Raw genomic sequence first — 25,993 nt, forward strand, 5'->3', positions numbered from 1 at the left:
TAAAATTTAATTAGTTCACAAATAACGGATTTTTTTTTCAGATTTCCGTGTTATTGCATGAATATTTTATACTTATCTGTGTAATCTCTGATAGCAGAGATAGTATTTCTTTACCTTTTTGGACAATAATGAGATGTTCAGCATGTCCGATGCTTCGGCAATATTTTTGATAGTGCCGTCTTTGTAGATAATGTCAATACTGTCATCTGCCGGGTCATACATATTCTTTTCGATGCTGGGGGTAGAGACAAAATAGTTCGCTTCGGAAAGAGTTATACCTAATTGCTGGCTGATGTGCAAAGTTAATTCTTTTTTTCTGTCCTCACTAATCGGTTCCGATGAAATTTCTACTTTAAAGATATTTCGGTTTATCATTCCCGTGCTTAAAGTAGAAAGTACCTTGTCTGTATGGGTGCTCCACACTTTCAAGGCTGTCCATATATCATTGTCGTCTAGCTGGATAAAATTCTCCAGACAGTCGGGGTTATGATAGAATTCCGTAGGATTGATATCATTGTAAAGGAAAAAACGCAATGCGGGTGATGCAAACAGTTCCACTCTTTGGGAAGCTAATTCTTTGGCACGTAATAGAGTACTAATCAGCATCTTTTCGTATGCGACGGATGTCTTATGCAGGTATACTTGCCAGTACATCAAGCGACGTGCCGTGAGGAAATTCTCAATAGAATAGATCCCTTTGGATTCGATAACGAGTCGGTCATCCGCTACATCAAGCATTTTGATAATTCGGGCGGAACCGATGTTTCCTTCTGTCACGCCTGTATAAAAGCTGTCACGGCGAAGATAATCAAGTCTGTCCATATCCAACTGACCGCTTACGAGTTGATGCAGAAAGCGTTTCGGATATTCGTCCTTGAAGATTTGGATGGCAAGACTAAGCTGACCGTTCATCTCTTTGTTCATCCGTTCCATCAGCATGAGGGAAATCTCTTCGTGGGAGACTCCTTTTACTATAGTATCTTCCAGTACATGTGAGAAGGGACCATGTCCTATATCATGTAACAGGATGGCCGCCTGTACAGCTTCCGCTTCGCTGTCAAAAATAAAATTACCTTTAGAAGCCAGTTGGGTGATAGCTTCACTCATCAGGTGAAAAGCACCTAAAGAGTGTTGGAAGCGGGTGTGTTGCGCACCGGGGTATACAACAGATGATAATCCTACCTGCTTGATGCGGGTAAGACGCTGCAAAAGGGGATGCCGTACTATATCGTACAGTAACCCCTTTGGAATATTGATGAACCCGAATACGGGGTCGTTAATTATCTTTCTTTCGTAAGGCATTCGTTTTCTTTAGAGATCCTTTTTCTCTTTTCAGAGAATTGCTTTGAGTTGTTCAGCCATTTGCGCCTGTACTTCTTGTGCGGCGGTGCGGGCAGCTTCTGCAAATTTCTCTGTTTTATCTACGTAGATAATACCACGTGAGGAGTTAACAATTAATCCGCATGTACTGTTCATTCCGTATTTACAAACTTCTTCGAGCGAGCCGCCTTGTGCTCCTACACCTGGTACGAGAAGGAAATGGTTCGGAACAATTTTACGAATATCTTCGAAAGCGCGTCCTTGAGTAGCACCTACCACATACATCATACGGTCGTCACTAGCCCATTCTTGTGATTTACGTAATACTTTCTCGAACAGACGTTCGCCGTTTACATCTTCTGTTAGTTGGAAGTCATGTGAACCTTTGTTGGAAGTCAATGCCAACAGAATCACCCATTTACCTTCATAGGTAAGGAACGGAGTAACGCTGTCTTCGCCCATATAAGGAGCTACCGTTACAGAGTCGATATTAAGTTCTTCAAAGAAGGTGCGGGCATACATTGCAGAAGTATTTCCGATGTCACCACGCTTTGCGTCAGCGATGATGAATTGGTCCGGATAATTATCTTTGATGTATTTTACTGTCTTTTCAAATGCGATCCATCCTTTTACGCCCATGCTTTCATAGAAAGCCAGATTGGGTTTATAGGCGATGCACAAATCAGCTGTCGCGTCAATGATGGCCTTGTTGAATGCAAAGATCGGATCTTCTTCTTTCAACAGATGCTCCGGGATTTTCTTGATGTCAGTATCAAGTCCTACACAAAGGAATGATTTTTTGCGCTTTATGTTTTCAAATAATTGTTGCTTATCCATCTTATTATTTACTATTATACAATTTACTATTGACTATTTCTAAGAAATCATTTTCAACTATCAACTCTTCATTTTTCTAAAGTTCGCTTTCTTTCAAGCGTTCCGCGTTTTCCGCTACGATCAGGTGATCGATACAGTCTTGAATATCCCCGTCCATGAATGCAGCAAGATTATAAATCGTGTAATTGATGCGATGGTCGGTGATTCGTCCCTGTGGATAGTTGTAGGTGCGGATTTTAGCAGAACGGTCTCCGGTCGATACCATTGTTTTACGCTTGGAGGCAATGTCATCGATGTATTTCTGATGTTCCTTGTCATAGATAAATGTACGGAGACGGGCCAAAGCACGTTCCTTATTTTTCGGTTGGTCACGTGTTTCGGTACATTCAATGAGTATTTCTTCGGCAATGCCAGTATTCGGGTTCTTCCAGATATAACGCAGACGTACTCCGGATTCTACCTTATTTACATTCTGTCCACCGGCACCACCACTTCGGAAAGTATCCCATTTGATTTCTCCTTCGTTGATGACTACATCGAATTCTTCAGCTTCGGGAAGTACCGCCACTGATGCGGCAGAAGTATGAACACGTCCTTGCGTCTCGGTAGCAGGAACGCGCTGTACGCGGTGTACTCCCGATTCATATTTTAAAATTCCATATACATTATCGCCCGTGACACTACAAACAACTTCTTTGAATCCTCCTGCTGTCCCTTCGTTTGCATTGGAGACTTCCATCTTCCAACCTTTGGTTTCACAGAATTTGGCATACATACGAAAGAGGTCACCGGCAAAGATAGCTGCTTCATCACCTCCTGCACCGCCACGGATTTCAAGAATTGCGTTCTTGCTGTCTTGCGGATCGGCAGGGACAAGCATCAGTTTGATTTCTTCTTCCAATACCGGAAGGCGCTCTTGACTATTGTCCATTTCTTCTTTCGCCATCTCGCGCATTTCAGCATCCGATTCATTAGCAAGGATATTTTTAGCTTCTTCAATATTACCCAGTAATTGGATATATTCTTTCCTTGCTTTCATCAAGTCGTCTAATTCCTTATATTCTTTAGTCAACTTGACATAACGTTTCTGATCGGCAATCACTGCCGGGTCTGTGATAAGGGTAGATATTTCTTCAAAACGGGCTACGAGTCCGTCTAATTTTTCTAATATGGTACTGTTATCTGCCATTCTTTAGTATCTAAATTCTCCGAATTCGCTCTTAATGATTAATTCTGTTTGCTCACATGCTTCAACACGTCCTACAATCTGTGCCGGAATACCGAATGACTTGGAAATAGCAATTACTTCTTCTGCATGTTCCGGTGACAAATAAACTTCGAGGCGATGTCCCATATTGAATACCTTGTACATTTCTGCCCAGTCCGTACCACTTTGTTCTTGAATAGTTTTGAATAAAGGAGGAACAGGGAAAAGATTATCTTTTACTACACGAACGTTTTCAACAAAGTGTAAAACTTTGGTTTGTGCACCACCGGAGCAGTGCACCATTCCGTGGATTTCCGGGCGCAGTGCATCGAGTAATTTCTTCACTACTGGTGCGTATGTACGAGTAGGGGAGAGCACTAACTTGCCTGCATCAATTGGAGAGTCTTCTACACTGTCTATCAATTTTAACTTGCCGGAGTAAACTAATTCTTCAGGAACTGCAGCATCGTAGCTTTCCGGATATTTTTCAGCAAGATATTTTCCGAATACATCGTGACGGGCACTTGTCAAACCATTGCTGCCCATACCGCCATTGTATTCTTTTTCGTAAGTAGCTTGTCCGTAAGAAGCCAAACCAACGATCACGTCACCCGGACGAATATTGGCATTGTCGATAACGTCTGAACGTTTCATGCGACAAGTTACGGTAGAGTCAACGATGATCGTACGAACCAAGTCGCCGACATCAGCAGTTTCACCACCGGTTGCGTATACCCCTACACCCATTTCACGGAGTTCGGCCAGCAATTCATCTGTTCCATTGATGATGGCGGAGATTACTTCTCCGGGAATCAACAGTTTATTACGTCCAATGGTAGAAGAGACAAGAATATTGTCTACGGCACCTACACAAAGCAGGTCGTCGATATTCATAATCAATGCATCCTGCGCAATACCTTTCCAAACGGACAAATCACCCGTTTCTTTCCAGTACATATAAGCGAGAGATGATTTGGTTCCGGCACCATCGGCATGCATAATATTGCAATATTCCGGGTCACCTCCCAATATGTCCGGGATAATTTTGCAAAACGCTTTTGGAAAGATTCCTTTGTCGATGTTCTTGATGGCGTTGTGCACATCTTCTTTTGATGCGCTTACTCCACGCATCATGTATCGTTGATTACTCATGAGTTATAGAATTATTTTGTATACGGCTGCAAAAGTACAGCTTTTTTTTGGTACAGCCAACTAGGTACTGGCAAATGTTAATCATTAACTATTTTACTTTAGAATATTCTCTTGAAAAGGAGAATAATAATAGAAAATTAAGAGTTAAAATCATAGTAATGAAAACTGTGATTTTAACTCTTAATATATAAGGGTTTTATCTAATGAAAAAATGTCAGAATAAATATTTCAGATAATATCTAGTCTCTCTCTTTGTAAATCATTTTTTTAGAATTCTACTTTCGGAGCCTTCTCACTACCTTCCTCTGCTTCAAAATATGCTTTCTTATCGAAACCGAACATTCCCGCGAAAATATTCTTCGGGAAACGGCGGATATTGGTATTATAAGCTTGTGCTGCATCATTGAAGTCTTTGCGTGCTACATTGATGCGGTTTTCTGTTCCTTCCAGTTGAGCTTGAAGTTCCAGAAAGTTCTGGTTAGCTTTCAGATCCGGATAATTCTCGGTAATAGCTAATAATTTGCCTAGTGCTGATGTTACAGCACCTTGTGCCTTTTGATATTGCGCTAACTTTTCCGGTGTCAGATCGGCAGCGTCTACTTTGATTTGAGTAGCCTGGCTACGTGCGGCAACAACTCCTTCCAATGTTTCCTTCTCATGTGTCGCATATCCTTTCACTGTGTTTACCAGATTAGGAATCAAGTCGGCACGACGTTGGTATTGAGTTTCTACATTTGCCCATTTACCGGTAACATTCTCGTCCATAGTAACCAGACCGTTATATACACTTACTGCCCATATGACAAGGATAGCCACAACGGCTAAGATGATAATAATTGACTTCTTCATGTTTCTAATTATTCTATAGTTTTTGTTAATTTATCAGGGTTTTGACGAACGTCCCAGACTGTCACAATGATTACATCCTTATTAGCATCAACGTAATAAATAAGTTTATAATTAGTGTCTACTACTAATGCTCTGTAACAGAGTGTAACTCTTTCTGAAGTGTTTAGAATGTTTCCCGCATTTGGGAAAGTTTTAAGTATCTCTGCTTCTTTGATAAGTTTATTATGCAATTTAGCAGCTATACGTTCGTTTTTTGTATATTGTAATGTTTGTAAATAAACTAATTCTAGCGTTTGCAAAGCCGATTGAGTCCAAACAATATTTGTCATTTCATATAATATTTGAGAACATCCTCATGTGAAACAATCCTTCCTGCCTTGACATCTTCCATACCTCTGTTGATTGCAGTCTCTAATTCTTCTTCAGTATGTGGTAATAACCATGATCTTTGTTCCAGTTCATTGGAGAATCGAAGCATTTCTTTGAGCTGATTGTCTTCCATTAGCATTACTCGTTCCATAATTTTCTGTCTCATGGTGATGGTATCCATACCGTAAGAACCAGTTGGTTCATGGACAACTTTTTCTTGTTCTTTTTTTTCTTGATATTCCTTATTCTCTTTCATTTTTTTCTGTCTTAGTCATTAGGTAAAGTTACTAATTTATTTCGAAACTAGGGCATTGGATAACATTTATTTTAGAAACGAGAACCGGCACCACCACCACCTCCCATTCCTCCGCCAAAGCTGCCTCCACCGAAGCCGCCTCCGCCTCCGAAACTACCTCTACCTCCGCCAAAGCCCCCGATAAATGGACCGCCTCCGCCACCTCCCCGGTGATGGTAGTCATTATCATAACTTTGCTGGCGGCGCATGATGGTATGTCCGCAGTTTCTACATGTATAGGTGACATCTTCTGTCTTCACTCCATTAATCCGGGATACGACTCTGCTTCCTGTTCTCTGCATTTGGTGTTTGCTGCATTTCGGACAACGGCTTTGCCTACGTGCAGAAAAGAAAGCAAGACCTCCACCGATGACAATAAAGCAAAGGATGGCAAGAACAAAATCAAAGGAGCCACCGTCGTTCGAATCGGAGAGGGCATCGTTTTCCATGGAACCGTCAAGACGCTGGCAAGTTGCTTTAAGGCCAGCCACCATTCCTGCATTCCAATTTCCGTCTTTCAGGTAAGGAATCATATATTTGGTTTGAATCCTTTTGCAGATCGCATCGGGGAGCACTCCTTCCAGGCCATAACCGGTATAAAACTGGATACAACGTTGATCCGTAACCAACAAAATAACCAATCCGTTATTTTTATCTTTCTTCCCTACACCCCATTGATTGAGTAGCTGGTGGCAGAAGTTGAAACAATCTTCTTCTCCGATTGAAGGAACTACGGCAACCACCGTTTCAATTCCTGTTTGTTGTTCCAAGGCATAAAGCATGGAGTCTATACTGTCACAAGCTGCCTGTGAAAGTATGCCGGCCGGGTTGCAAACATATTGCATTTTGTTTTGCAGGTGAACTTTCGGGAGGTTGTCCACCGTGTATACTTTCTCTTGAGCTTGTAGTGGGAACAGAAGAAAAGTAGCTAGTATAAAAGTCAATATTGATTTCATAACGATTATTTTACGTTTGCAAATATAGAAACTTTTTCTGTTATGAATCTAAAACTCCTTGTTATAATAGGTTTAATGAATGTATCGCCCGACGAATGCACGGACTCGGTCGGTGTATTCCTGTTTATTCTCTTTGTATGAAACTGCATGAGCCGCTCCTGGAACAATCCATAGTTCTTTGGGTCCCGGTTTGGCTTCGTAGAGCGAATATACCATCCAGGTAGGCACATACGTGTCTTTATCCCCGTGAATAAACAGCATCGGAAGCTGTGATTTGGCTACTTGTTTCAGTGAGGAAGCCTCTTTAAAATTCCATCCATATTTCTTCTCGCAAAGCCAGCTTGTGGTATACATGAGTGGAAAAGGGGGAAGGTGGAAACTAGCTTTAAGCTCATGTGAGAATTCGTCCCATACACTGGTGTAGCCGCAATCTTCCACAAAGCATTTAACAAATGGTTTCTGTTCCTCACCGGACACCATCATGGTTGTCGCACCTCCCATTGAAATGCCGTGTACAACCATTTGTGTACTATCTCCGAAAATCTCATTGGCAATGTTCATCCATTGCAATACGTCCCAACGGTCTTTCCATCCCATCTGGATGGCTGGGCCTTCACTTTCTCCCTGATGTTGCAGGTCGGGAAGTAATATGTTATATCCTAAATCTCGATTATACAGATAACCAATCATAAACATACGGATAGCATTATCTGTATGTCCATGCACAATGACTGCTGTCTTACTGGTGGGTTGGGGAGCAGCAACATAATACGCATGAAGTTGTATTCCGTGCGGATTGATGATGAATGTATCTTTCAGTGCATCCACTTGTTTCAGGCTGTCCACCCATGGACGTAGGAAAGGGTAGTTTCTATACATGAAGGGATAAGAGTCAGCATCTTTAGACAAAATCTTGGCATTCGGAGTCAATGAAAAGTTTAACATATAAAAACTTCCTCCGATGGTGCAGCCGGTCAATGCCAGCATGATAATAATGATGCTATATACAACTTTTCTCCTCATAAAAACTCTCTCTAATCCTTATTTATGCCATATCTCCCATGCGGCAAATGCCTGGAGCAGCAGCATTTCCAGACCGTTTTTAACAACAGCCCCTTGTGCTTCTCCTTTTTTCATGAACAGCGTAACATTCGGATTATATAACAAATCATAGAGCAAATGGTTTGGAGTCAGTAGCTCATAAGGAATATTAGGGCAGAAATCTACCTTAGGAAACATACCTACGGGAGTACAGTTGACGATGATTGTATATTCTGCCATAATTTCGGGAGTCAGTTCCTCATAAGTCAGCATATCATCGGCTTTGTGGGTGCGTGATACGAATATACTTTCAATACCCAGGTTTTTCAGCCCGTGGTAGACGGCTTTGGAAGCTCCGCCGGTACCCAGAATCAATGCTTTTTGGTGATGAGGCTGCAATAAAGGTTGAATGGATTGAGTAAATCCGATGATGTCGGAGTTGTAGCCAACCAGTTTGACTTTCCCTTTCTGCTGGCGGATGATTTTAATGACATTCACAGCACCTATCTTTGCGGTATCACGGTCGAGTTCATCCAAAAAAGGAATCACTTGTTCTTTGTAGGGGATAGTCACATTAAGCCCGCATAAATTGGGATTCTCTTCGATAACTTCCATGAAGTTATTAATGCTGGGAATTTCAAAATTCACATACTCTGCATTGATACCTTCGGATTTGAATTTCTCATTAAAGTATCCGATAGAAAAAGAATGTCGCAGAGGGTAGCCGATTAAACCATATTTTTCCATAATCATTTATTGCTTAGTTGGGTTATTGGGTTTACTTTTTAGAAGACGTACTATTTCTTTTACTTTACCGTCAGGGTATTTGTCTTTATAGTATTCCGTCAAATCTTCGTATATCCAGAAATTATAAGGGCGGCCGATAAAGATATTGAAAGTGTTAGATGACTTCTCGCCGTCAATGCCTAATTTCAATTTTATATGGTTGTATATTTGGTCGTCAGGAGGAATAAGTCTGCAAGTTTTGGCTATTTCAGTCGTTATTCCATACATACCATGAGCTTCTGCTTCTTCGATTGCGAATTCCTTTTTTGTTATAGGAAAGCCATCAGAATTGAGTAATGTATATGTACCGGAGTTCTTTTCCTGAATAGATATACTGTATGATTCTCCATTGGTATAGGGAGATTTACTCTCTAAATCGGCTTTTATTTTTTCTTTAATTTCGTCCGTTTCTACATCTATGCCATATTCTACGGCAACGATATCGAATTTCTGTTCAGATTGAGAGGGGGGGCTGGTAATTACTAAACCTTGTTTCTGGTCAATTTCTTGTCCGTTCAGGCAGAATTTCCGGTCGAATACGGGTTCTTTCTTTGATTTCCAGGTCAGTTTACTGGAAAAAGTGATGACAGATGGTTCTTTTCCGTCATTCCAGTCTATTTCTACTTTCTCATTATCGAATGTATGATCGCCATTGAATTCCCCGAAAGTCAGATAATATTTTCCGTCTTTGCTTATTTCTGTTTGCAGACCTGTGAAATAGGCCATATAAGCTCTGGTGCGTTCGTTTAGCGGAGCGTCTTTTTCGTAGGTCTCCCCTTTGTAGATCGCTTTTATTCCTTGATTGGCGATAGAGCCTTTGGTGAGTGGATTCAGTAAGTCATTGCCTTGAGCATCCTGTACTGAAATGTAAAGAACTATGGGAGCAAAATCCCATATTAGGTCATCTCCTCCATTGTTTGCCGGATCACAAGAGGTGAAATTGATACAACAAAAAATGCAGAGTAGAAATAGTCCAATTGATTTTGTTGTTTTCATAAGGTTACATTATTAGGTTATTTGGTTGCGGTATAAAGAGTGCAGATACCAAAGGTCAGCCGTTTGAAGTTGACTTCGCTAAAACCGGCTCGGGCGATGACTCCTTTCATGACTTCCCCTTGAGGAAATACTTTGATGGTGTCCGGCAGATAGCGGTAGGCACTGTTATCTTTGGATAGAAGCTTACCCAATAATGGAATGACGACTTTAGAGTAGATGGAAAACAGTTGTTTCATCGGGAAGCGGTCCGGAGTGGTAAGTTCCAGAATAACAAGATGACCGCCCGGTTTCAGTACGCGGCACATCTCGGAGAGCCCTTTGTCGAGGTCTTCGAAGTTGCGGATACCGAAAGCTACAGTAATAGCGTCAAAATCATTGTCGGCAAAAGAGAGTGAAGTGCAGTCCTCCCGGGCAAAAGATATTTTATCCGACAGTCCTTCCTTTTTTACTTTTTCACGTCCCACATTCATCATACCTTCCGAGATGTCCGTGCCGATTAGTTCGGCAGGTTGCAGTTTGCGGCAGGCGAGGATGGCAAAATCCCCTGTACCGGTCGCTACATCCATCATTCGCTGCGGTTGAAAAGGGTGTAACCAGGCAATAGCTTTTTTGCGCCAGCTGCGGTCGATACCTAAAGATAAGGTATGGTTCAGCTTGTCGTAGGCATGTGCGATGTTGTCGAACATACGTTCCACTTGCTCGGTCTTTTTTCCTTCTTCGTCGTAAGGCTTGATATGTTGTTGCGGGTAATCCATTTTTTAGTTGATAGTTGATAAATGATAGTTGATAGTTGAAGAAGATAGTTGATAAATGATAGTTGGAAGATGACAGAGTTAATAGTTATATGCGATAAGCTGCATATTAACTATCATTTATCATCTATCAACTATCATTTATTATCTGTCATTTATCGCTTATCAGCTGTTCAAAAAAGTTTCGACGTTTTTGAATATACGTTCAGCGATATTGCTAGTATCTTCTTTCACGAATTTCTCACCGGTGATGTTTTCGAACAATTCGATGTAGCGGTCACTGATACTTTGTACGATAGCCGGAGTCATTTCCGGTACTTTCTGACCGTCTTTGCCTTGGAAGCCGTTTTCCATCAACCATTCGCGAACGAATTCTTTAGAAAGTTGTTTCTGCGGTTCGCCTTTTTCGAAACGTTCCTGATAACCTTCAGAGTAGAAATAGCGGCTTGAATCCGGAGTGTGGATTTCGTCCATCAGGTAGATAGTGCCATTGTGCTTACCGAATTCGTATTTTGTATCTACGAGGATCAGTCCGCGCTCTGCTGCGATTTCAGTACCGCGTTTGAAAAGGGCTAATGTATATTTTTCGAGAATTTCATACTCTTCCGGAGTAGCCAGTCCTTGTTTTAGGATTTCTTCTTTAGAGATGTCTTCGTCGTGCAATCCCATTTCAGCTTTCGTAGTCGGAGTAACGATGGGTTCCGGGAATTTCTGGTTTTCGCGCATTCCGTCCGGCAACTTCACGCCGCAAATTTCGCGTACGCCGCTTTTGTAAGTACGCCATGCGCTACCACACAGGTAACCGCGTACAATCATTTCTACCGGAAAACCTTCACACAATACGCCTACCGTTACCATTGGGTCCGGAGTAGCCATTTTCCAGTTCGGACAGATGTCAGTAGTGGCATCGAGGAATTTAGCTGCAATCTGGTTCAGCATTTGTCCTTTGTAAGGAATACCTTCAGGAAGTACTACGTCAAAGGCCGAAATACGGTCGGTTGCTACCATGACGAGTTTTTCACCGTTGATGTTGTACACATCGCGCACTTTTCCGTGGTACACGCTTTTCTGTCCCGGAAAGTTGAAATCTGTTTTTGTTAATGCTTTCATTGTCTTTATTATAATTACAAATTACAAGTTACAAATAACAAGTCGCAATAGGATTCCGAATCTAAAGACGATTAGTCTTTGGCCAGTTTCACCGGACGTTCGCCGTTGATAACCAGTTGTTCGTTTTTCCGTTTCTCCCGTTCGGCTTTCGCTTCTTTGTCGAATTTTTCGTAAGCATCCACGATACGTTCCACCAGTTTATGGCGTACGATATCTTTTTTATTCAGTTCAACAAAACTGATACCTTTCACTCCCTTTAAGATGCGGAGAGCTTGCACCAATCCCGATGTTTGTGAAGCGGGGAGGTCAATCTGTGTCATGTCTCCCGTCACAATCATTTTGGTGTTCATACCCATACGGGTGAGGAACATTTTGATTTGCTGTGTGGTAGTATTCTGGGCTTCGTCCAAAATGACGACCGCATCATTCAGCGTGCGTCCGCGCATAAAGGCTAACGGGGCAATCTGGATAATGTTCAATTCCATGTATTCCTTTAACTTGGCAGCAGGTATCATATCTTGCAGGGCATCGTATAAAGGTTGCAGGTATGGGTCGATCTTATCTTTCATGTCGCCGGGCAGGAAACCGAGCTTTTCTCCGGCTTCTACGGCGGGGCGGCTAAGGATGATTTTTTTGATTTCTTTATTCTTCAATGCACGTACGGCGAGGGCGATAGCGGTGTATGTCTTTCCCGAACCTGCCGGACCGATGGCAAATACCATATCATTCTTGGCGAATCCTTCTACCAGTTTCAACTGGTTTTCACTTCGGGGGATGATAGGTTTTCCTGTGACACTGAACACAATCACGTTTCCTGTCTGTTCCGCTTGCGGCGCATTTCCTTTTATAATGTCAATGATAACTTCTTCTTTCAGTGAATTATATTCGGCGCAGTACTTTTCAAGTTTGGTGATATTTTCTTCGAAAGCACACATTTCTTCCTCGTCGCCCAGCACTTTGATGACATTGCCTCGGGCAACTATGCGTAGCTTTGGATATAAAGCTTTAATTAACTGTATGTTGGCGTTGTTTACGCCGTAAAAAATAACCGGATCAATGTCCTCAAGAACAATCAGCTTCTCTATCATTAAGTTGTATTAAAGAAAAATTTCTGCAAATTTAATGAAACGTTTTGGATTCTCTGATTGTTTGGAGGTGAATTTTACTGCAATTTACATTCATCTTCCGTTCATCGGGCAGTAATATGGAAACAACCTTGCTTCAGTTCGTATTTGATATAGCATTTTTCAGCTTGTCGTAGATCTCTTAAAACTTCGGATAGAACAAGTTTCAGTGTGTCGGCACTCACGTCCTGCATAGGGCGACCGTCTTTATCTTCCACTTTCTTAAAACGTTTCCAACTAACATCAAAAGTAGCCCCGAAACAATGTGCCGAGTTGGCGGAGGCATTTCCATTGCGACGGCGGAGACGTTTCACATCGTTTTCAGTACGTAGTACGGAGGTGATGATTACCTGATTGGGATTCAGCCCTTTGGCAGCCAATGAATCGAGAAAGTTGGAGCCGATTGTATCGAGCAATGCGCTGGCACGTGGAACGAGGTAGGGAATGGAATGTGTCAATGAATCCACTGCATAAAATTCATTATCAGTGATATGAGTCAACTTTTCTTTCATTGCTTCCGCTTCCTCTCGGTCTGCCAGCGGGCTAATACCTATCTTTTTAGCGACTTCCAGATGTGCATCGTTCAAATCAGGGAAAGAACGTTTGTAACTGACAACGCCACGAATATTGTGCGGCTTGTTCAATTTCAGTGACATGTCTTTCTTTTTGCAGCTTGAAGTAAGCGTTGTAAGCCCAATAACAAGTAAAAATAGCGGTAATATGCGAAGCTTGTAAGTAGTCATTTTGTATTTTTTGCCCGCAAATATACGCTATTTTTTCATACATTCTATGCTTTGCATTATTTTCCGCCTCATATCTTTTACGGGTCACTCTAAAATATTTTCCGGTATTTCCGGATGGGTATCAAGAGTGCCTATAATGGTATAGTCCGTGTTATCTATTGTTGTCTTCAGCGTTGGTATTATCAAATAGTCACTTCTAGTAAGAGCCTTGTTAATCAGTTGCTCCCAATCTACCTTTAAATATCTTTGTATAAGATTGATAACTGCATTTACACTTGTAACTCCATCAAATAGTTCAAATCTTAATTTGTGAGGGGTGGGAGGGGTTGATGCATCCGTGAAATTTCCTTGTTCGTCAGATGCATAATTTAATGTTAAATAAGGTATGGCGTATGTAGGAGATGAGTTGCCGAAACCATTTTCTAATTTGACTGAAAAATCGTATGTTCCTTTGGCTATCGGATTTTGGGATAGTTCGTTTTTGGAGTCGCTATATCGGAAGAAATAGCAATCTTTAGATTCATTGTTAATCAAATAGACCACAGTGCCATTGGACAGTGCCGGATGATTACTTTCTTTTATTGCGTATGCCAAATAACTGTCTATAATTTTAATTTTTAATTCAACTATTTCGTTGGTGATATTATCTTTTACTTTCACCTTTGTTTCTCCTTTCTTTTTGGGGGTAACTTTTAAACTTCCCATTCCTATTGAGCTGGATAAATCTACATCGATGCTTAAAATATCAGTTTCTTCTACAGTCACGGTATAGTCTCTGTTTCCACCTCTAATGGTAATATCTGTTGCTCTTAATAAAGGTTGTTCGTAATACTCTTTTTCAAAGGATAAAGGATATATCTTTTCTTCATTATTATTGCCACAGCTAAAAAAGATAATTGTACAGAGGAATGAAAGTAGTGCTCCAAGTAAATGTTTTGTTTTCATGATTATTTTGTTTTATAGTTTTGCAGGAGAGATATAGTCTTATAAGTTCCTGTGTTGACGTTGGAGGCAAATATAAAGATTTTATCGATATGTTGGAGTAAATAGTGTATTTATTTCCTGTCCTCCAGCTATTTTCATACATTTGTAGCGGTTTATAAAAATAGGCCACTTTCCCACTAAACATAACACACATGAAAACAGATTTCGATTACAATTCTATGCCCGTTAGCTTCGCTCATTGCTTGAATGGACATTGTTTGCGTGCGGACAAATGTTTGCGGCGACAAGTAACTCTCCGAATGCCGAAAGAGCGGGCTGCTGTAATGGTTATTAATCCCGAACATGTCACTTCCGATGGTGTAGACTGCACTTACTTTATTGATGAAAAGCCGGTGTTGTTTGCACGGGGTATGAAACATTTGCTGGATCGGGTGCCGCTTGCTGATGCCACCGTTATCAAACGACAGATGATAGCCTACTTTGGCAAAACGATCTATTACCGTTGTTGCAACAAGGAGCGGCTGATTAAACCGAAGGAGCAGGAATACATACAGGGACTTTTCCGCAGGCGGGGAGTTACAGAAACGCCTCAATTTGACGAATATATAGAATACTATGATCTTGGGTAAGTATATCCGTTAGTTCCGGTAGTCCCACATATTGTGGGAAAGTATTCTTTTATATTATGGGAATTTATTCCCGCAAAATAAGGGAATAAATTCCCTCCAGCTAGGGAATCTTTTCCCATAATATATGGGACTACCGGGGACTGTAATACCCTGATAATAGTTGACTGCCTTTTTTCTTATCTTCGGGTTGGGTTGACATTTATTATGTAGGTATTATATAGCAGTCCCGGTATGAGAAATGCATGATGAAAGTATGAGAAATACCGGTTTTTTATGACATTTCAGGCAAAATACTATGAGAAACAGCTTTTTGAAAAGTATTTCTCATAGTGCTATTGCTTTGAATTACAGGTAATTATTCTATGGATTATGAGAATATGAGAAATGATTTTGCAAAATCATTTCTAGTGGCGCGACATTCCGGGATTATTGTAACTGTATACAAAGAATGAGCGATATGGCTTCACGACTTATTACATATTTTGTGTTACATATTTTATGTAACATAAAGAACGTAATAAATCCGGAATGTTCAAAGAAGATTTATTCGAGTTATATATAAAAAACAAACGCTGATGAGAACAAGTAATCATGCTTTTCTCATCAGCGTATATTAGTTGGATTACAACTATTTCTTATCTTTTTTCTCGTCAGCTTTTGTTGCAGGCTTTTCCTCCGTTTTGCTTTCCGGATTGATAATACCCTTCACTGTTTCACCGATAGGAAGCTTGTCCAATACGCCAAGGCTCGGAGCTACTGTCTTTACTAATGTGTTCAGGAAATTGCTAGTTCCACCGTTTCCTCCGTCGAATACAGTGATATTTCCTAAGTTCATGTGTTCGAACGCCTTCACCTGTTCGCCGGCGATTTCCTTCCACTGGTCTACCATCTTATATTGGATAGCGATAGCTGGATTCGATTCAGCTGCTCTTACCATTGCTTCGAAACCTTCTGCTTCCGCAAGTAATGATTTCTTCTTACCTTCCGCTTCTGCTTCCAGTTTCAATTGGATAGCTTTTGCTTCCGCTTCGGCTTGTGCTAAAGTAGCCTTTGCGCGTGCTTCCGCTTCGCGGGTAATCTTTTCAGCGATGGCATTTGCTTGCAGGATAGCTTCCTGTCTGGCGATTTCCGCAGGAACAATTTTTTCAGCCTTCAATGAAGATTCCACTTTCCGTGCCTTAGCTTCTTCCACTTCCTTTTGCGCAATTTCGCGTGCAGTTTGTACGGCAGCTTCCGATTTTGCGGCAGCTTCACCTGCTTGCTTATCGGCATTAGCTTGTGTTACAGCTAGTTCTGCATTGGAGAGTGCTACCTCTTTCTGTGCGTCATTTCGTCCGATGGCAGCTTTCTTGGCAGCTTCCGCCTGTTTGATTTCCATATCCGAGTTTAGTTCGGCAACACGGCTTTCTTTTTCTGTATTTGCCTGCTCGATACGGATATTCTTTTCAGCTTCAGCCTTTGCTACTTGTGATTCTTTTTCTGCATTGGCAATGGCTACTTGTGAGATTCTGTCCTTATCTGCATTTGCAACGGAGATTTCCTGTAGTTTTTTGGTTTCTGCAATAGCAATATCCTGATCTTTGCGGGTTTCTGCTACTTTTGTTTCACGCTCCTTTATTTGATTAGCAATTTTGATAGCACCCAGCTTTTCCTGTTCTTCGATGTTAGCCTGTGCCTCGTTCAGTGCTTTACTTTCAGCTTCCTTACCTAAATTGACAATGTAGTTGGCAGCATCGCGAATATCACTGATGTTGATGTTCATCAGATACAAACCGAATTTGCGAAGTTCAGTATCAATATTATCTTTCACTTTAGCCAGGAACTTATCCCGGTCAGAATTTAATTCTTCGATAGTCATATCGGCGATCACCATACGCATCTGACCATATACAACATCAGTAATTAAGTTCTGCTTGTCATCCATCGTCAGACCCAGCATACGTTCTGCGGCATTCTGCATCACTTCGGGATCTGTGCTGATGGCTACGGTGATTGTAGTCGGCACATCTACACGAATATTCTGAGCGGATAGCGCACCGGTCAGTTTACATTCGATCTGCATGGGTTTCATGGACAGGAATTCGTAGCCTTGAATAATAGGCCATACGAAGGCTGCACCACCGTGGTATAGTTTTGCCGACTTTTTATCTCCTCCCGTTTTACCATATACGACGAGTACCTCGTCACTCTTACATTTGCGGTAACGGGAAAGGATACCAATGAAGGTAAGCAAAATGACTGCCACTAATATAGCAGCCATTATCAACATTTCTTGTGTCATAAAATTATGTATTTGAATAGTTATTGAATGAACAGTGTTCCGTCTTTGTAACTGGTGATGATTGTTCGGTCTCCAGTCTGGTATGTTTTTCCGGATTCGGAGATGACGTCTACTTCACGCATGGCTCCGTCCCGGGTGGTCTGTACAGTATATTTGCTGTCGCTTTGCTTGAAGTAGATGGTACATTCTCGTCCCACAAGTTGATCTGTCTGTTCAGAATGATTCACTTGTTGCAGTTGATAAGCTTTCTTATAGAGAAACCACACAGCGAGAATAAAGAAAAGACCCACCAGAATTCCGATGACATAACTTTGAATTTCAGTGTTTCCCGCTAAATACATGTACCAGCCGAATCCGATTCCAAAATGAGTTAGTCCTTTAAAAGAAACTACGCTACTGATGTCAGCATCTACGTCTACATCTGCATCTATGTCTCCGAAAAAGATGGATAGAACGAATTGGATTACAAATATTCCTGTTGTCACAAGGGCAATAATAAGGAAAATGGTACTACTCATAATTGTGAGGTATTAGTGAATCATGATTATTTTGTTCTCCAAATATACAGGTTTATGCGAATTATACAAAGATAAATGAGATAAAATGACTACTTTTGCGCGCGAAAACCCTAAAAAAGAGGAATTAGCGTGCAAAGGTATTTTATTTATTTGGCTTACGACGGAACCAATTATCACGGTTGGCAGATTCAACCGAATGGGATTAGTGTGCAGGAATGTCTGATGAAGGCATTGTCTACCTTTCTGCGTCGCGAAATTGAAGTAATAGGAGCAGGCCGGACGGATGCGGGAGTGCATGCCTCTCTGATGGTTGCTCATTTTGATTCCGATGAACTGTTGGATACTACTTCTGTAACTGATAAATTAAATCGTCTGCTACCTCCCGATATTTCCATTTATCGTGTTTGCCGGGTTCGGCCGGATACCCATGCCCGTTTTGATGCGACTGCGCGAACTTATAAATATTATGTGACGACATCGAAATATCCTTTTAACAGGCAATATCGCTGGCGTCTTTATAACCAGTTGAATTATGAACGCATGAACGAAGCAGCGCGTATCCTTTTCGAGTACAACGATTTTACGAGTTTCAGTAAACTTCATACGGATGTAAAGACCAATATTTGTCATATCACTCATGCAGAATGGACGCAGGAAGAAGATGCTACCTGGGTGTTTACCATTCGTGCCGACCGTTTCTTGCGGAATATGGTGCGAGCCATTGTAGGCACGCTCATTGAAGTGGGACGCGGGAAACTGACTGTTGAAGGTTTCCGGCGGATTATAGAACAGCAGGACCGTTGTAAAGCCGGGACATCTGCTCCGGGGCAAGCCCTGTTTCTGGTCAACGTGGAATACCCGGAAAGTATATTTGAATGTGATGACCAGCAATCATCCATAACCGGCGAACCGTCTGTCGCTGATAACTTATAATTGGTAATTAGTAAATAATAAATATTCTCATGTGGTTATTATTAGCATTCCTCTCGGCTACTTTGCTGGGCTTTTATGATGTATTCAAGAAGAAATCGTTGAAAGATAATGCAGTACTTCCTGTTTTGTTTCTAAATACATTCTTTTCCAGTCTCATCTTTCTACCGTTTATCCTGATATCCGTTTATCAACCGGACTTGTTGGGAGGAACAATATTCAATGTTCCCGTTGCTGGTTGGGAACAGCATAAATATATTATCATCAAGTCGTTCATCGTATTGTCTTCGTGGATATTCGGATATTTCGGAATGAAACATTTACCCATAACCATTGTGGGACCTATCAATGCCACCCGTCCGGTGATGGTGCTCGTGGGAGCTATGCTGGTATTCGGTGAACGATTGAATCTCTATCAATGGATTGGTGTGATGCTGGCTATTGCCTCTTTCTTTATGTTGAGCCGTTCGGGAAAGAAAGAAGGAATTGATTTTAAGCATAACAAATGGATCTTTTTTATTGTACTGGCTGCCATTACAGGTGCTATCAGTGGTTTGTATGATAAATATCTGATGAAGTCTCTGAATCCGATGTTGGTGCAATCCTGGTATAATGTTTATCAGGTGTTTATCATGTGTCCTATCCTGTTGTTGCTTTGGTGGCCTAAAAGAAAGTCCACTACTCCGTTCCACTGGGATTGGACGATTATCCTGATCTCCATTTTCCTTTCTGCTGCCGATTTTGTTTACTTTTACGCATTAAGTTACGACGATTCGATGATTTCTATCGTTTCGATGGTCCGTCGGGGAAGTGTGGTTGTTTCTTTTACTTTCGGTGCGCTTTTCTTCCGTGAAAAGAATTTAAAAAGCAAAGCGATTGACCTTATACTGGTGTTAATCGGAATGATATTCTTATATTTGGGGTCTAAAAGTTAAAACAGTTACACAAGACTGTTTGTCATAGGTTAAATAAGATAGATATGAAAATAAATAAACTTGTTATTACTATATTCTTCTCTGCTGTCGGACTTTTTGTTTCGACTGCTCTTCAGGCACAAGAGGCCAAAACGTTGTTTGTGAATATGCCGGATTCTCTAAGCCCCTTGCTTACAAAAGTGAATCGTGAAGATTGCATAGACTTTCTGGAAAGTAAGATGAAAGCGCAAGTAGAAAACCGTTTTGGCAAGAAGTCGGAGATGACTGATCTTAGCAAAGACTATATCCGTATGCAAATGTCAGCTCAATCGACCTGGCAGATGAAAGTGTTGGCATTAAATGATTCAACGAACGTAATCTGTACAGTCTCTACTGTTTGTGCTCCTGCCTGTGATAGCAGCATCCATTTCTATACGGACGACTGGAAACCGCTTACAACATCTCTCTTTATTACCCTGCCCCTGATGGATGATTTTCTGAATGCTCCCGATTCAGCAGGAGTTTATGAGTTTGATGAAGCACGCCGTTCGGCAGATATGCTATTGATGAAAGCCGATTTTAATAAAGAAAATACGGAACTGACACTTACGTTAACAACCCCCGACTATATGTCAAAAGAAACAGCAGAGAAACTGAAACCGTTTCTCCGCCGCCCTGTAGTCTACCATTGGAAAAATGGAGCATTCTCAATTTAATAAGCATTCGTTGATGAACGCTATCATTTCCGGTGTGTTTGCTTCCACACTTTGAAGTAATTTGAATTGTGCTTTGGTGCGAACGAGGTTATGTTCCGGATATTTGATTTTATAATAAGTATCTCCGTTGATATAATCTGCCAGGAACCGTACACACTGCATGTATGGAAATAAAGCCGCCGCATAAGGAAGATTCTCAATCTCGATCTGAGTCAGGAATGATTTGGCTCCTTTCAGATAGCCCTTGGTAAATGCTTTGAATATTTCCATATTGAAGTTTACACGCTCAAGGTCTTTGTCGTCTTCATCACCTGTGTTGGCACCTGTACGTAAGAAGTCACCATAATCGGAGAATATAAAGCTAGGCATTACCGTATCCAGATCAATGACACAAAGCACTTTACCATCCTCGTCGAACATCATGTTATTCACTTTCGTATCGCAATGGCAAACGCGTTTGGGAAGTTTCCCTTCACGATATAAACGTTCAGCCTTACACATTTCATCTGCGCGTTTCTCTATTTCATCCAGATAGTACTTCACTTCTGCTACCCGTCCGGCAGCATCCTTCGCAACGGCTTCACGTAGTTGTTTGAGACGGAACTCCATGTTGTGGAAATCGGGTATGGTTTCACCCAATGTTTCCGGAATATCGGCCAGCATAGCCTGGAAGTTACCGAAGGCTTCTCCTGCATAATTGGAATATTCGGGATTTACCGTCTCATACGTTTTTGCACGTGGGATGAATACCATCACACGCCAATAACTGTCACCGTCAAACCAGTATGTTTTACCTTCTTCTGTTTCGAGGAAACTCAACACCTTGCGGTCTATATCCGATTCTCCGGCTTCCGTCAGTTTCTTGCGAATGTGATTGGTAACAGCGCTAATATTGGATTGAAGCATTTCTACATTCTGGAAAATGGCATGATTGATGCGTTGCAAAACATAGTCGGGAGCATCTGCTTCTTTGGTGTTTACTTTATAAGTGTCGTTGATAAGTCCTGCACCCAAAGGTTTGATTTCTTCTATCGTACCTTGGACTTTAAATTTAGCTACGATGCTAGATAAATCTTTCATGTTTTTTTTCTTTAAAAATTTATACTAAGGTTATCGATAATCATATTTAGCAGCTTCGTTGGCCTGGTTAGCCGAGCGAACGGGTACTAATGTGAAGCCCCACTGGTAATCACGGTTAGCCGGGATCTGGTGGAAAGGTTCCGGGCGAGCACCCCAACTGTCATATCCGCCTACTCCTTGTTGCTTCATATCTACACAAACCTCAACGAAATCTCTGGGAGTGATGTCGTTGACATGATGCATTCTCCGTAATACGTTGCGGGCAGCGTTCTCGTCGTGATTGGCAACCTCTTCCGGGCTGAAGTTATTCCATTGGTAAGGGTGGGGCAGAGCTTCTTCAGAGTCAAAGTCTTCGATAGAGTTGCGCAAGGCATTGAAACCGATAAGACTGTCCGCTACCAACACCAGGCCGTTTCCTTTATTAGGAGATAAAGCGATCCAACGGGTATCAGTGTGATGTCCGTTTTCCTGTGGACGCACATAGTTGAAGTACATTTGATCCGCTGTTGTCTTATATACGCCAACGAGCGTTCCGTGATTGCGGTCGATATAATTCTCTTCCGGGCCACGGCCAAAGTATTGTACATTGTTCATCTGTGCCGGCAAGCGGAAACGCACACCGATACGGGGGACTTCCAGTTTGGAGGCAGCCTTGCGGGCAGCATCACTTCCGGGAGTAAATGTAGCCATGCGGGTAGCTTCGGAAACTTCTGTTTCTGTAGGCTGCATATCCGTTGATGTGAATTTGGCATTTACGTTAACTATTCCGTTCGGATAGATTTTGTAAGTGACAACATACAAGTTGCCGGCAGCCAGTAAGTAGGTTACATTTAAGGAGACTGCTTTATCTTCTGCTGTCATGGTGGCATCCGTTATGCGGAAGTTTTTGCTTGATTGTTTCCATACCTGCAAACGTTTAGGAGTGCTGTTACCATAGTCATTATCATTAGGAGCACGCCAGAAGTTAGGCTGAATACCAAATCCGTCTTTGAAATATTCTGTACCATCTACTTTATACGAGGTTACTAATCCGCTATTCTTGTTGAATACAAAGTTTACTTTGGAGGAAGAAATGATTAATTCATCTCCTTGAATCGTTGTTTTCAATGCCGGACCGTTTGCTTTATATATACTCTTCTCTGCCTGGATAGGAAGTTGGAACTGGTCGTATGCAATTTCATATCCGGTTGGAATCAACGGTTCAGGCTCTGTGGTTGTTACACTGAAGTTGACAAAATATTCTGTTCCCGGTTGGGCTTTCAGACCATTTACCGGTACGGTGAATTCTTTAGAGGCTTGCGGAGCAATATCCAAAGATACTTTTCCACCTTTTATTGTCTTTCCGTTAGCAAGTACATTGTAGTGAATCTGATATTTTTTCAGGTTAGTGAAATAGAAACGGTTGGTGATTTTGAATATACCGGCTGCGGCATCTACTGCTTCAAAACCTACATTCTGATGTACATATTTCACTTCAGCCATTGCCGGATGCGGACCACGATCCGGATTGACAAGACCGTTGCAGAGGAAGTTACCATCGCTAGGTGCGTCTACGCCGAAGTCACCTCCGTAGGCCCAGTATTCTCTTCCATTCTTATCTTTTTGGAGAAGACCTTGGTCTACCCAGTCCCAGATATATCCACCTTGGAGATTCGGATATTTGTAAATTGCCTGCCATTGTCCCCACAGGTTTCCCGTGGAGTTTCCCATGGCATGTGCATACTCCGAAGGAGCTACAGGACGGTCGCTACCATTCTTTCCGATATTTTCCAGCCAGTCGGCACCCGGATATTGCGGAACATACATATCGGAGTTCCATTCCCATTGAGCACGTTCGTAGTTGACCGGACGATCCATCAGATCTTTGTCTGCCTCTTTCAACCACAAATAAGTCTGATAGAAATTATATCCGTTTCCGGCTTCATTTCCCAGCGACCAGAATGTAACGCTCGGATAATTCTTATTACGTTCAAACATATTGATGGTACGATCCATGTGCGGTTTCAGCCATTCGGGATTGTTACCCAGTGAACCGCCTTTCCGGAGATCATAATACATTCCGTGGCTTTCCACGTTGGCTTCATCATATACATAAAGTCCGTATTCATCACAAAGCTCATAGAAACGGCGGTCTTGCGGATAGTGGCAAAGGCGTACACTGTTTAAGTTATGTTGTTTCATCAGTTCGAAGTCACGGCGCATTAAATCCTCTGTAACATAATGACCTGTTGACGGATTATGTTCGTGGATATTTACCCCTTTCAGTTTCAGAGGCTGACCGTTGATGAATAAGCAGACATACGGTTTTCCGTTAGCAGCCTTCTGTTCGATAGGCTTGATCTCAATCCGGCGGAATCCTACATTGAAAGGAATGATTTCATTGATTTTGCCATTCTCTTTTACTGTCATCAACAATTTGTATAGATTCGGATGTTCGGAGGTCCATGTGCTGACATCTGTCAGATTCTTATCGAAAGAAAGTGTACGTACTTCGTTCGATGGAATATAGGCTGTCTTCTCTTCAGTAGCTACAACTTTTCCTTGTGCATCTAATAGTTCATAAACTAATGTAAGATTAGTTGCAGCCTTTTCGTGATTTCTCAAATCGACATTTAAACCGAAGATTCCATTTTTGTAACTGTCGTCCAGCGTAGACTTAATTCGGAAATCTTTGAGAGCTGCTTTAGGCTGTGAATACAGAAAAACATCGCGTTCAATACCACTCATACGCCAGAAGTCTTGACATTCAAGATAGGAACCGGTGCTCCAACGGAGAATTTTAACTGTAAGTACGTTCTTTCCCGGCTTCACGTAATTGTTGATAAGAAATTCTGCCGGATTCTTGGAGTCTTCGCTATATCCTACTTCTTGTCCGTTGATATATACATATACGCCGGACTTAGCTCCTGCCAAATGCAAGTAGATATCCCGCCCGTCCCAGTCTGCCGGAATATCGATGTCCCGGCGATAAACTCCTACCGGATTGGCTTCGGGAAGAGCAGGAGGTTGTGGATTGCGCGGTTTGAATTCATAACCATGATTGGTGTAGATGGCTATTCCGTGTCCTTGTACTTCCCAGTTGCCGGGCACCTGAATATCATCCCACGAATCTGTATTGGTGTTCGGATCGGTAATGTTTTCGGGAAGTTTATTATAAGAGTCTACAAAGTAGAATTTCCAGGTTCCGTTCAGCAAGCGGTAATACTTGCTTCGTTCGAACTTGCCACTCAATGCATCAGCGCGATTGTTGTATGTCATAAAAGAAGTACGTGGATACTCTTTGTTAACTTCAACTACCTGCACGTCCTGCCAATAAGGTTTCACGGCTTTCTCTGCCATTGTACTAAGTGTTGTCAGGGAAAATATTCCCATGAAGATGCCTGTTAATAAGTTGGGGGTTGGTCGAAATTTCATGTTTCTCAATATTGGTTTTTCATTTCTTTTTTATTTTACTTTAATATGATCGAATCCTTCTCCATATACTCCAATGACAGCACTTTGCGATACAAATGCATTCGGGTCTATGTCTTTTATCAACCGGAAGATGATAGGCGATTCCCTTTTCTTGGCTAATACAAACATCATCTTAACTTCTCGTCCTGTATAAAAGCCGGTTGCATTGATAATCGTTACTCCCCGGTGTGGGTATTCGTTAATATGCCGTCCTATTTCTTCATATTTGTTGGATATGATAAAGAACTGTACAGATTGGCGGGCGCTATTCACTACCTGGTCGAGAACGAAACTACAAATATAAAGAGTTACAAACCCATACACCACTTTTTCCCAGTCTTTTAAGACAAAATAACTGGAAGAAATGATAATCATATCGCAGATGAGCACGACTCTTCCTAATGTGATGTCCCGGTATTTGTTGATGATGGCTGCAATTATATCTGTACCTCCCGTACTTCCATTAGCCGAAAAAGCAACACCTATGCCACCTCCACAGAAGGATGCTCCGATGACACATGCCATAAAGGGCTGGTCGTGGAGAAGCCCGAAACCTGCCGTCAATTTTTGAATGACGGACAGAAAGAAGGTGAGGGTAAATACACCAAAAATAGTTTTGATGCAAAACTTTAGTCCCAGCAACTTGAGGGCCAGTAGTAGCAAGAAGAAGTTGATGCTGAAGTACGTATATTGTACCGGAAAACCTGTGGCCCAATATACGATAGAAGCAATACCCGGTACTCCCCCGGTGGTGATATCGTTAGGTAACAGAAAAACGGTCCAACCGATACCATACAAAATCATGCCGATGGCAATCATTACATAATCTCTGGCTTCACGGATAATGCTTTGCTTAGAAGGCTTTGGAATAGCTGTTTTCATAAACGTGATTATGATAATCTATAAAATGTTCAAACACGAACCCATGAATAATCCGGCTTTGGGGGAGAAGCCGGATTGGTTCATTATGCTCGTGCTAAAAGGAAATAT

General features: G+C 41.7%; 25 protein-coding genes. 4 read left to right on the plus strand and 21 right to left on the minus strand.

What is annotated here, in order from left to right; translation table 11 throughout:
* Positions 1 to 72: 72 nt before the first annotated feature.
* The 16 genes from DXA54_RS09890 to DXA54_RS09965 form a co-directional block, all read right to left on the minus strand.
* Positions 73 to 1,302: an HD domain-containing protein gene (locus DXA54_RS09890; protein WP_004324970.1), complete on the minus strand. Its 1,230-nt coding sequence runs from the start codon at positions 1,300 to 1,302 to the stop codon at positions 73 to 75.
* 30 nt (positions 1,303 to 1,332) lie between these two features.
* Entirely contained in the window at positions 1,333 to 2,157 is an 825-nt protein-coding gene (pyrF, locus tag DXA54_RS09895) for an orotidine-5'-phosphate decarboxylase (RefSeq protein WP_004304532.1), read from the minus strand.
* A gap of 76 nt (positions 2,158 to 2,233) precedes the next feature.
* On the minus strand, positions 2,234 to 3,346 hold the full coding sequence (prfA, locus tag DXA54_RS09900; RefSeq protein WP_004304534.1) for a peptide chain release factor 1: 1,113 nt from the start codon (positions 3,344 to 3,346) through the stop codon (positions 2,234 to 2,236).
* 3 nt (positions 3,347 to 3,349) lie between these two features.
* A complete protein-coding gene (locus DXA54_RS09905; protein ID WP_120079375.1) occupies positions 3,350 to 4,516 on the minus strand; it encodes an AIR synthase-related protein in 1,167 nt (388 codons plus the stop codon).
* 267 nt (positions 4,517 to 4,783) lie between these two features.
* On the minus strand, positions 4,784 to 5,365 hold the full coding sequence (locus DXA54_RS09910; RefSeq protein ID WP_008650853.1) for a LemA family protein: 582 nt from the start codon (positions 5,363 to 5,365) through the stop codon (positions 4,784 to 4,786).
* An 8-nt stretch (positions 5,366 to 5,373) separates the two neighbouring features.
* Entirely contained in the window at positions 5,374 to 5,694 is a 321-nt protein-coding gene (locus DXA54_RS09915) for a type II toxin-antitoxin system RelE/ParE family toxin (RefSeq protein ID WP_008650854.1), read from the minus strand.
* The gene (locus tag DXA54_RS09920) at positions 5,691 to 5,990 is read right to left on the minus strand and encodes a hypothetical protein (RefSeq protein ID WP_120079377.1); all 300 of its coding nucleotides are present in this window, start codon (positions 5,988 to 5,990) and stop codon (positions 5,691 to 5,693) included. Before DXA54_RS09920 ends, DXA54_RS09915 begins: the two co-directional genes overlap by 4 nt.
* 71 nt (positions 5,991 to 6,061) lie before the next feature.
* Entirely contained in the window at positions 6,062 to 6,985 is a 924-nt protein-coding gene (locus DXA54_RS09925; RefSeq protein WP_120079379.1) for a TPM domain-containing protein, read from the minus strand.
* Between the two features lie 72 nt (positions 6,986 to 7,057).
* Positions 7,058 to 8,008 carry an alpha/beta hydrolase gene (locus DXA54_RS09930; protein WP_004301723.1) on the minus strand — a complete coding sequence of 317 codons (951 nt, stop codon included), beginning with the start codon at positions 8,006 to 8,008 and terminating at the stop codon, positions 7,058 to 7,060.
* An 18-nt stretch (positions 8,009 to 8,026) separates the two neighbouring features.
* Positions 8,027 to 8,773, minus strand: coding sequence for a shikimate dehydrogenase family protein (locus DXA54_RS09935; protein ID WP_004304542.1), 747 nt, complete (start codon positions 8,771 to 8,773; stop codon positions 8,027 to 8,029).
* A 6-nt stretch (positions 8,774 to 8,779) separates the two neighbouring features.
* Positions 8,780 to 9,808: a hypothetical protein gene (locus tag DXA54_RS09940; protein ID WP_120079381.1), complete on the minus strand. Its 1,029-nt coding sequence runs from the start codon at positions 9,806 to 9,808 to the stop codon at positions 8,780 to 8,782.
* A 17-nt stretch (positions 9,809 to 9,825) separates the two neighbouring features.
* Entirely contained in the window at positions 9,826 to 10,563 is a 738-nt protein-coding gene (ubiE, locus tag DXA54_RS09945) for a bifunctional demethylmenaquinone methyltransferase/2-methoxy-6-polyprenyl-1,4-benzoquinol methylase UbiE (protein WP_004308553.1), read from the minus strand.
* A gap of 162 nt (positions 10,564 to 10,725) precedes the next feature.
* On the minus strand, positions 10,726 to 11,670 hold the full coding sequence (locus DXA54_RS09950; RefSeq protein ID WP_004301731.1) for a phosphoribosylaminoimidazolesuccinocarboxamide synthase: 945 nt from the start codon (positions 11,668 to 11,670) through the stop codon (positions 10,726 to 10,728).
* A gap of 71 nt (positions 11,671 to 11,741) precedes the next feature.
* A complete protein-coding gene (locus tag DXA54_RS09955) occupies positions 11,742 to 12,758 on the minus strand; it encodes a PhoH family protein (protein WP_004301740.1) in 1,017 nt (338 codons plus the stop codon).
* A gap of 101 nt (positions 12,759 to 12,859) precedes the next feature.
* Positions 12,860 to 13,537: a DUF5715 family protein gene (locus DXA54_RS09960; RefSeq protein WP_004301742.1), complete on the minus strand. Its 678-nt coding sequence runs from the start codon at positions 13,535 to 13,537 to the stop codon at positions 12,860 to 12,862.
* Between the two features lie 84 nt (positions 13,538 to 13,621).
* On the minus strand, positions 13,622 to 14,482 hold the full coding sequence (locus DXA54_RS09965) for a hypothetical protein (protein WP_004304548.1): 861 nt from the start codon (positions 14,480 to 14,482) through the stop codon (positions 13,622 to 13,624).
* Between the two features lie 191 nt (positions 14,483 to 14,673).
* On the opposite strand from DXA54_RS09965, the gene DXA54_RS09970 reads away from it, so the two are divergent.
* The gene (locus tag DXA54_RS09970; protein WP_004304549.1) at positions 14,674 to 15,111 is read left to right on the plus strand and encodes a DUF6078 family protein; all 438 of its coding nucleotides are present in this window, start codon (positions 14,674 to 14,676) and stop codon (positions 15,109 to 15,111) included.
* Between the two features lie 628 nt (positions 15,112 to 15,739).
* Here DXA54_RS09970 and DXA54_RS09975 read toward each other — a convergent pair.
* Positions 15,740 to 17,392: a flotillin family protein gene (locus DXA54_RS09975; RefSeq protein WP_004304550.1), complete on the minus strand. Its 1,653-nt coding sequence runs from the start codon at positions 17,390 to 17,392 to the stop codon at positions 15,740 to 15,742.
* Positions 17,393 to 17,412: 20 nt separating this feature from the next.
* Positions 17,413 to 17,910: a hypothetical protein gene (locus DXA54_RS09980; protein ID WP_008650860.1), complete on the minus strand. Its 498-nt coding sequence runs from the start codon at positions 17,908 to 17,910 to the stop codon at positions 17,413 to 17,415.
* A 129-nt stretch (positions 17,911 to 18,039) separates the two neighbouring features.
* Between DXA54_RS09980 and truA the strand changes: the two genes are divergently transcribed.
* Genes truA through DXA54_RS09995 form a run of 3 tightly spaced genes read left to right on the plus strand, consistent with a single transcriptional unit; the run spans position 18,040 to position 20,470 of the window.
* Positions 18,040 to 18,843, plus strand: coding sequence for a tRNA pseudouridine(38-40) synthase TruA (gene truA / locus DXA54_RS09985; protein ID WP_004320895.1), 804 nt, complete (start codon positions 18,040 to 18,042; stop codon positions 18,841 to 18,843).
* A 29-nt stretch (positions 18,844 to 18,872) separates the two neighbouring features.
* Complete coding sequence (locus tag DXA54_RS09990) at positions 18,873 to 19,775, plus strand: DMT family transporter (RefSeq protein ID WP_004308564.1); 903 nt, start codon at positions 18,873 to 18,875, stop codon at positions 19,773 to 19,775.
* A gap of 44 nt (positions 19,776 to 19,819) precedes the next feature.
* Positions 19,820 to 20,470: a DUF3256 family protein gene (locus DXA54_RS09995; protein ID WP_004304571.1), complete on the plus strand. Its 651-nt coding sequence runs from the start codon at positions 19,820 to 19,822 to the stop codon at positions 20,468 to 20,470.
* Here DXA54_RS09995 and DXA54_RS10000 read toward each other — a convergent pair.
* The 3 genes from DXA54_RS10000 to DXA54_RS10010 all read right to left on the minus strand — a co-directional run bounded on the left by DXA54_RS10000 (position 20,462) and on the right by DXA54_RS10010 (position 25,885).
* A complete protein-coding gene (locus tag DXA54_RS10000; RefSeq protein ID WP_004308565.1) occupies positions 20,462 to 21,550 on the minus strand; it encodes a phosphotransferase enzyme family protein in 1,089 nt (362 codons plus the stop codon). The two genes, DXA54_RS09995 and DXA54_RS10000, sit on opposite strands and share 9 nt — an antisense overlap.
* A 30-nt stretch (positions 21,551 to 21,580) precedes the next feature.
* Positions 21,581 to 24,922, minus strand: a complete 3,342-nt coding sequence (locus tag DXA54_RS10005; RefSeq protein ID WP_371682942.1) for a glycoside hydrolase family 2 TIM barrel-domain containing protein — start codon at positions 24,920 to 24,922, stop codon at positions 21,581 to 21,583.
* A 72-nt stretch (positions 24,923 to 24,994) separates the two neighbouring features.
* On the minus strand, positions 24,995 to 25,885 hold the full coding sequence (locus DXA54_RS10010; protein ID WP_004301761.1) for a YitT family protein: 891 nt from the start codon (positions 25,883 to 25,885) through the stop codon (positions 24,995 to 24,997).
* Positions 25,886 to 25,993 lie beyond the last annotated feature (108 nt).

It is taken from the genome of Bacteroides sp. OF03-11BH (assembly GCF_003604005.1).
GTDB classification, from domain to species: Bacteria; Bacteroidota; Bacteroidia; order Bacteroidales; family Bacteroidaceae; genus Bacteroides; species Bacteroides ovatus.

Bases quoted from the DNA above. Each gene is read 5' to 3' on its own strand.
- DXA54_RS09890 (WP_004324970.1), bottom strand. From the start codon at position 1,302: ATGCCTTACGAAAGAAAGATAATTAACGACCCCGTATTCGGGTTCATC.
- pyrF (WP_004304532.1), bottom strand. From the start codon at position 2,157: ATGGATAAGCAACAATTATTTGAAAACATAAAGCGCAAAAAATCATTC.
- prfA (WP_004304534.1), bottom strand. From the start codon at position 3,346: ATGGCAGATAACAGTACCATATTAGAAAAATTAGACGGACTCGTAGCC.
- DXA54_RS09905 (WP_120079375.1), bottom strand. From the start codon at position 4,516: ATGAGTAATCAACGATACATGATGCGTGGAGTAAGCGCATCAAAAGAA.
- DXA54_RS09910 (WP_008650853.1), bottom strand. From the start codon at position 5,365: ATGAAGAAGTCAATTATTATCATCTTAGCCGTTGTGGCTATCCTTGTC.
- DXA54_RS09915 (WP_008650854.1), bottom strand. From the start codon at position 5,694: ATGACAAATATTGTTTGGACTCAATCGGCTTTGCAAACGCTAGAATTA.
- DXA54_RS09920 (WP_120079377.1), bottom strand. From the start codon at position 5,990: ATGAAAGAGAATAAGGAATATCAAGAAAAAAAAGAACAAGAAAAAGTT.
- DXA54_RS09925 (WP_120079379.1), bottom strand. From the start codon at position 6,985: ATGAAATCAATATTGACTTTTATACTAGCTACTTTTCTTCTGTTCCCA.
- DXA54_RS09930 (WP_004301723.1), bottom strand. From the start codon at position 8,008: ATGAGGAGAAAAGTTGTATATAGCATCATTATTATCATGCTGGCATTG.
- DXA54_RS09935 (WP_004304542.1), bottom strand. From the start codon at position 8,773: ATGGAAAAATATGGTTTAATCGGCTACCCTCTGCGACATTCTTTTTCT.
- DXA54_RS09940 (WP_120079381.1), bottom strand. From the start codon at position 9,808: ATGAAAACAACAAAATCAATTGGACTATTTCTACTCTGCATTTTTTGT.
- ubiE (WP_004308553.1), bottom strand. From the start codon at position 10,563: ATGGATTACCCGCAACAACATATCAAGCCTTACGACGAAGAAGGAAAA.
- DXA54_RS09950 (WP_004301731.1), bottom strand. From the start codon at position 11,670: ATGAAAGCATTAACAAAAACAGATTTCAACTTTCCGGGACAGAAAAGC.
- DXA54_RS09955 (WP_004301740.1), bottom strand. From the start codon at position 12,758: ATGATAGAGAAGCTGATTGTTCTTGAGGACATTGATCCGGTTATTTTT.
- DXA54_RS09960 (WP_004301742.1), bottom strand. From the start codon at position 13,537: ATGACTACTTACAAGCTTCGCATATTACCGCTATTTTTACTTGTTATT.
- DXA54_RS09965 (WP_004304548.1), bottom strand. From the start codon at position 14,482: ATGAAAACAAAACATTTACTTGGAGCACTACTTTCATTCCTCTGTACA.
- DXA54_RS09970 (WP_004304549.1), top strand. From the start codon at position 14,674: ATGAAAACAGATTTCGATTACAATTCTATGCCCGTTAGCTTCGCTCAT.
- DXA54_RS09975 (WP_004304550.1), bottom strand. From the start codon at position 17,392: ATGACACAAGAAATGTTGATAATGGCTGCTATATTAGTGGCAGTCATT.
- DXA54_RS09980 (WP_008650860.1), bottom strand. From the start codon at position 17,910: ATGAGTAGTACCATTTTCCTTATTATTGCCCTTGTGACAACAGGAATA.
- DXA54_RS09990 (WP_004308564.1), top strand. From the start codon at position 18,873: ATGTGGTTATTATTAGCATTCCTCTCGGCTACTTTGCTGGGCTTTTAT.
- DXA54_RS09995 (WP_004304571.1), top strand. From the start codon at position 19,820: ATGAAAATAAATAAACTTGTTATTACTATATTCTTCTCTGCTGTCGGA.
- DXA54_RS10000 (WP_004308565.1), bottom strand. From the start codon at position 21,550: ATGAAAGATTTATCTAGCATCGTAGCTAAATTTAAAGTCCAAGGTACG.
- DXA54_RS10005 (WP_371682942.1), bottom strand. From the start codon at position 24,922: ATGGGAATATTTTCCCTGACAACACTTAGTACAATGGCAGAGAAAGCC.
- DXA54_RS10010 (WP_004301761.1), bottom strand. From the start codon at position 25,885: ATGAAAACAGCTATTCCAAAGCCTTCTAAGCAAAGCATTATCCGTGAA.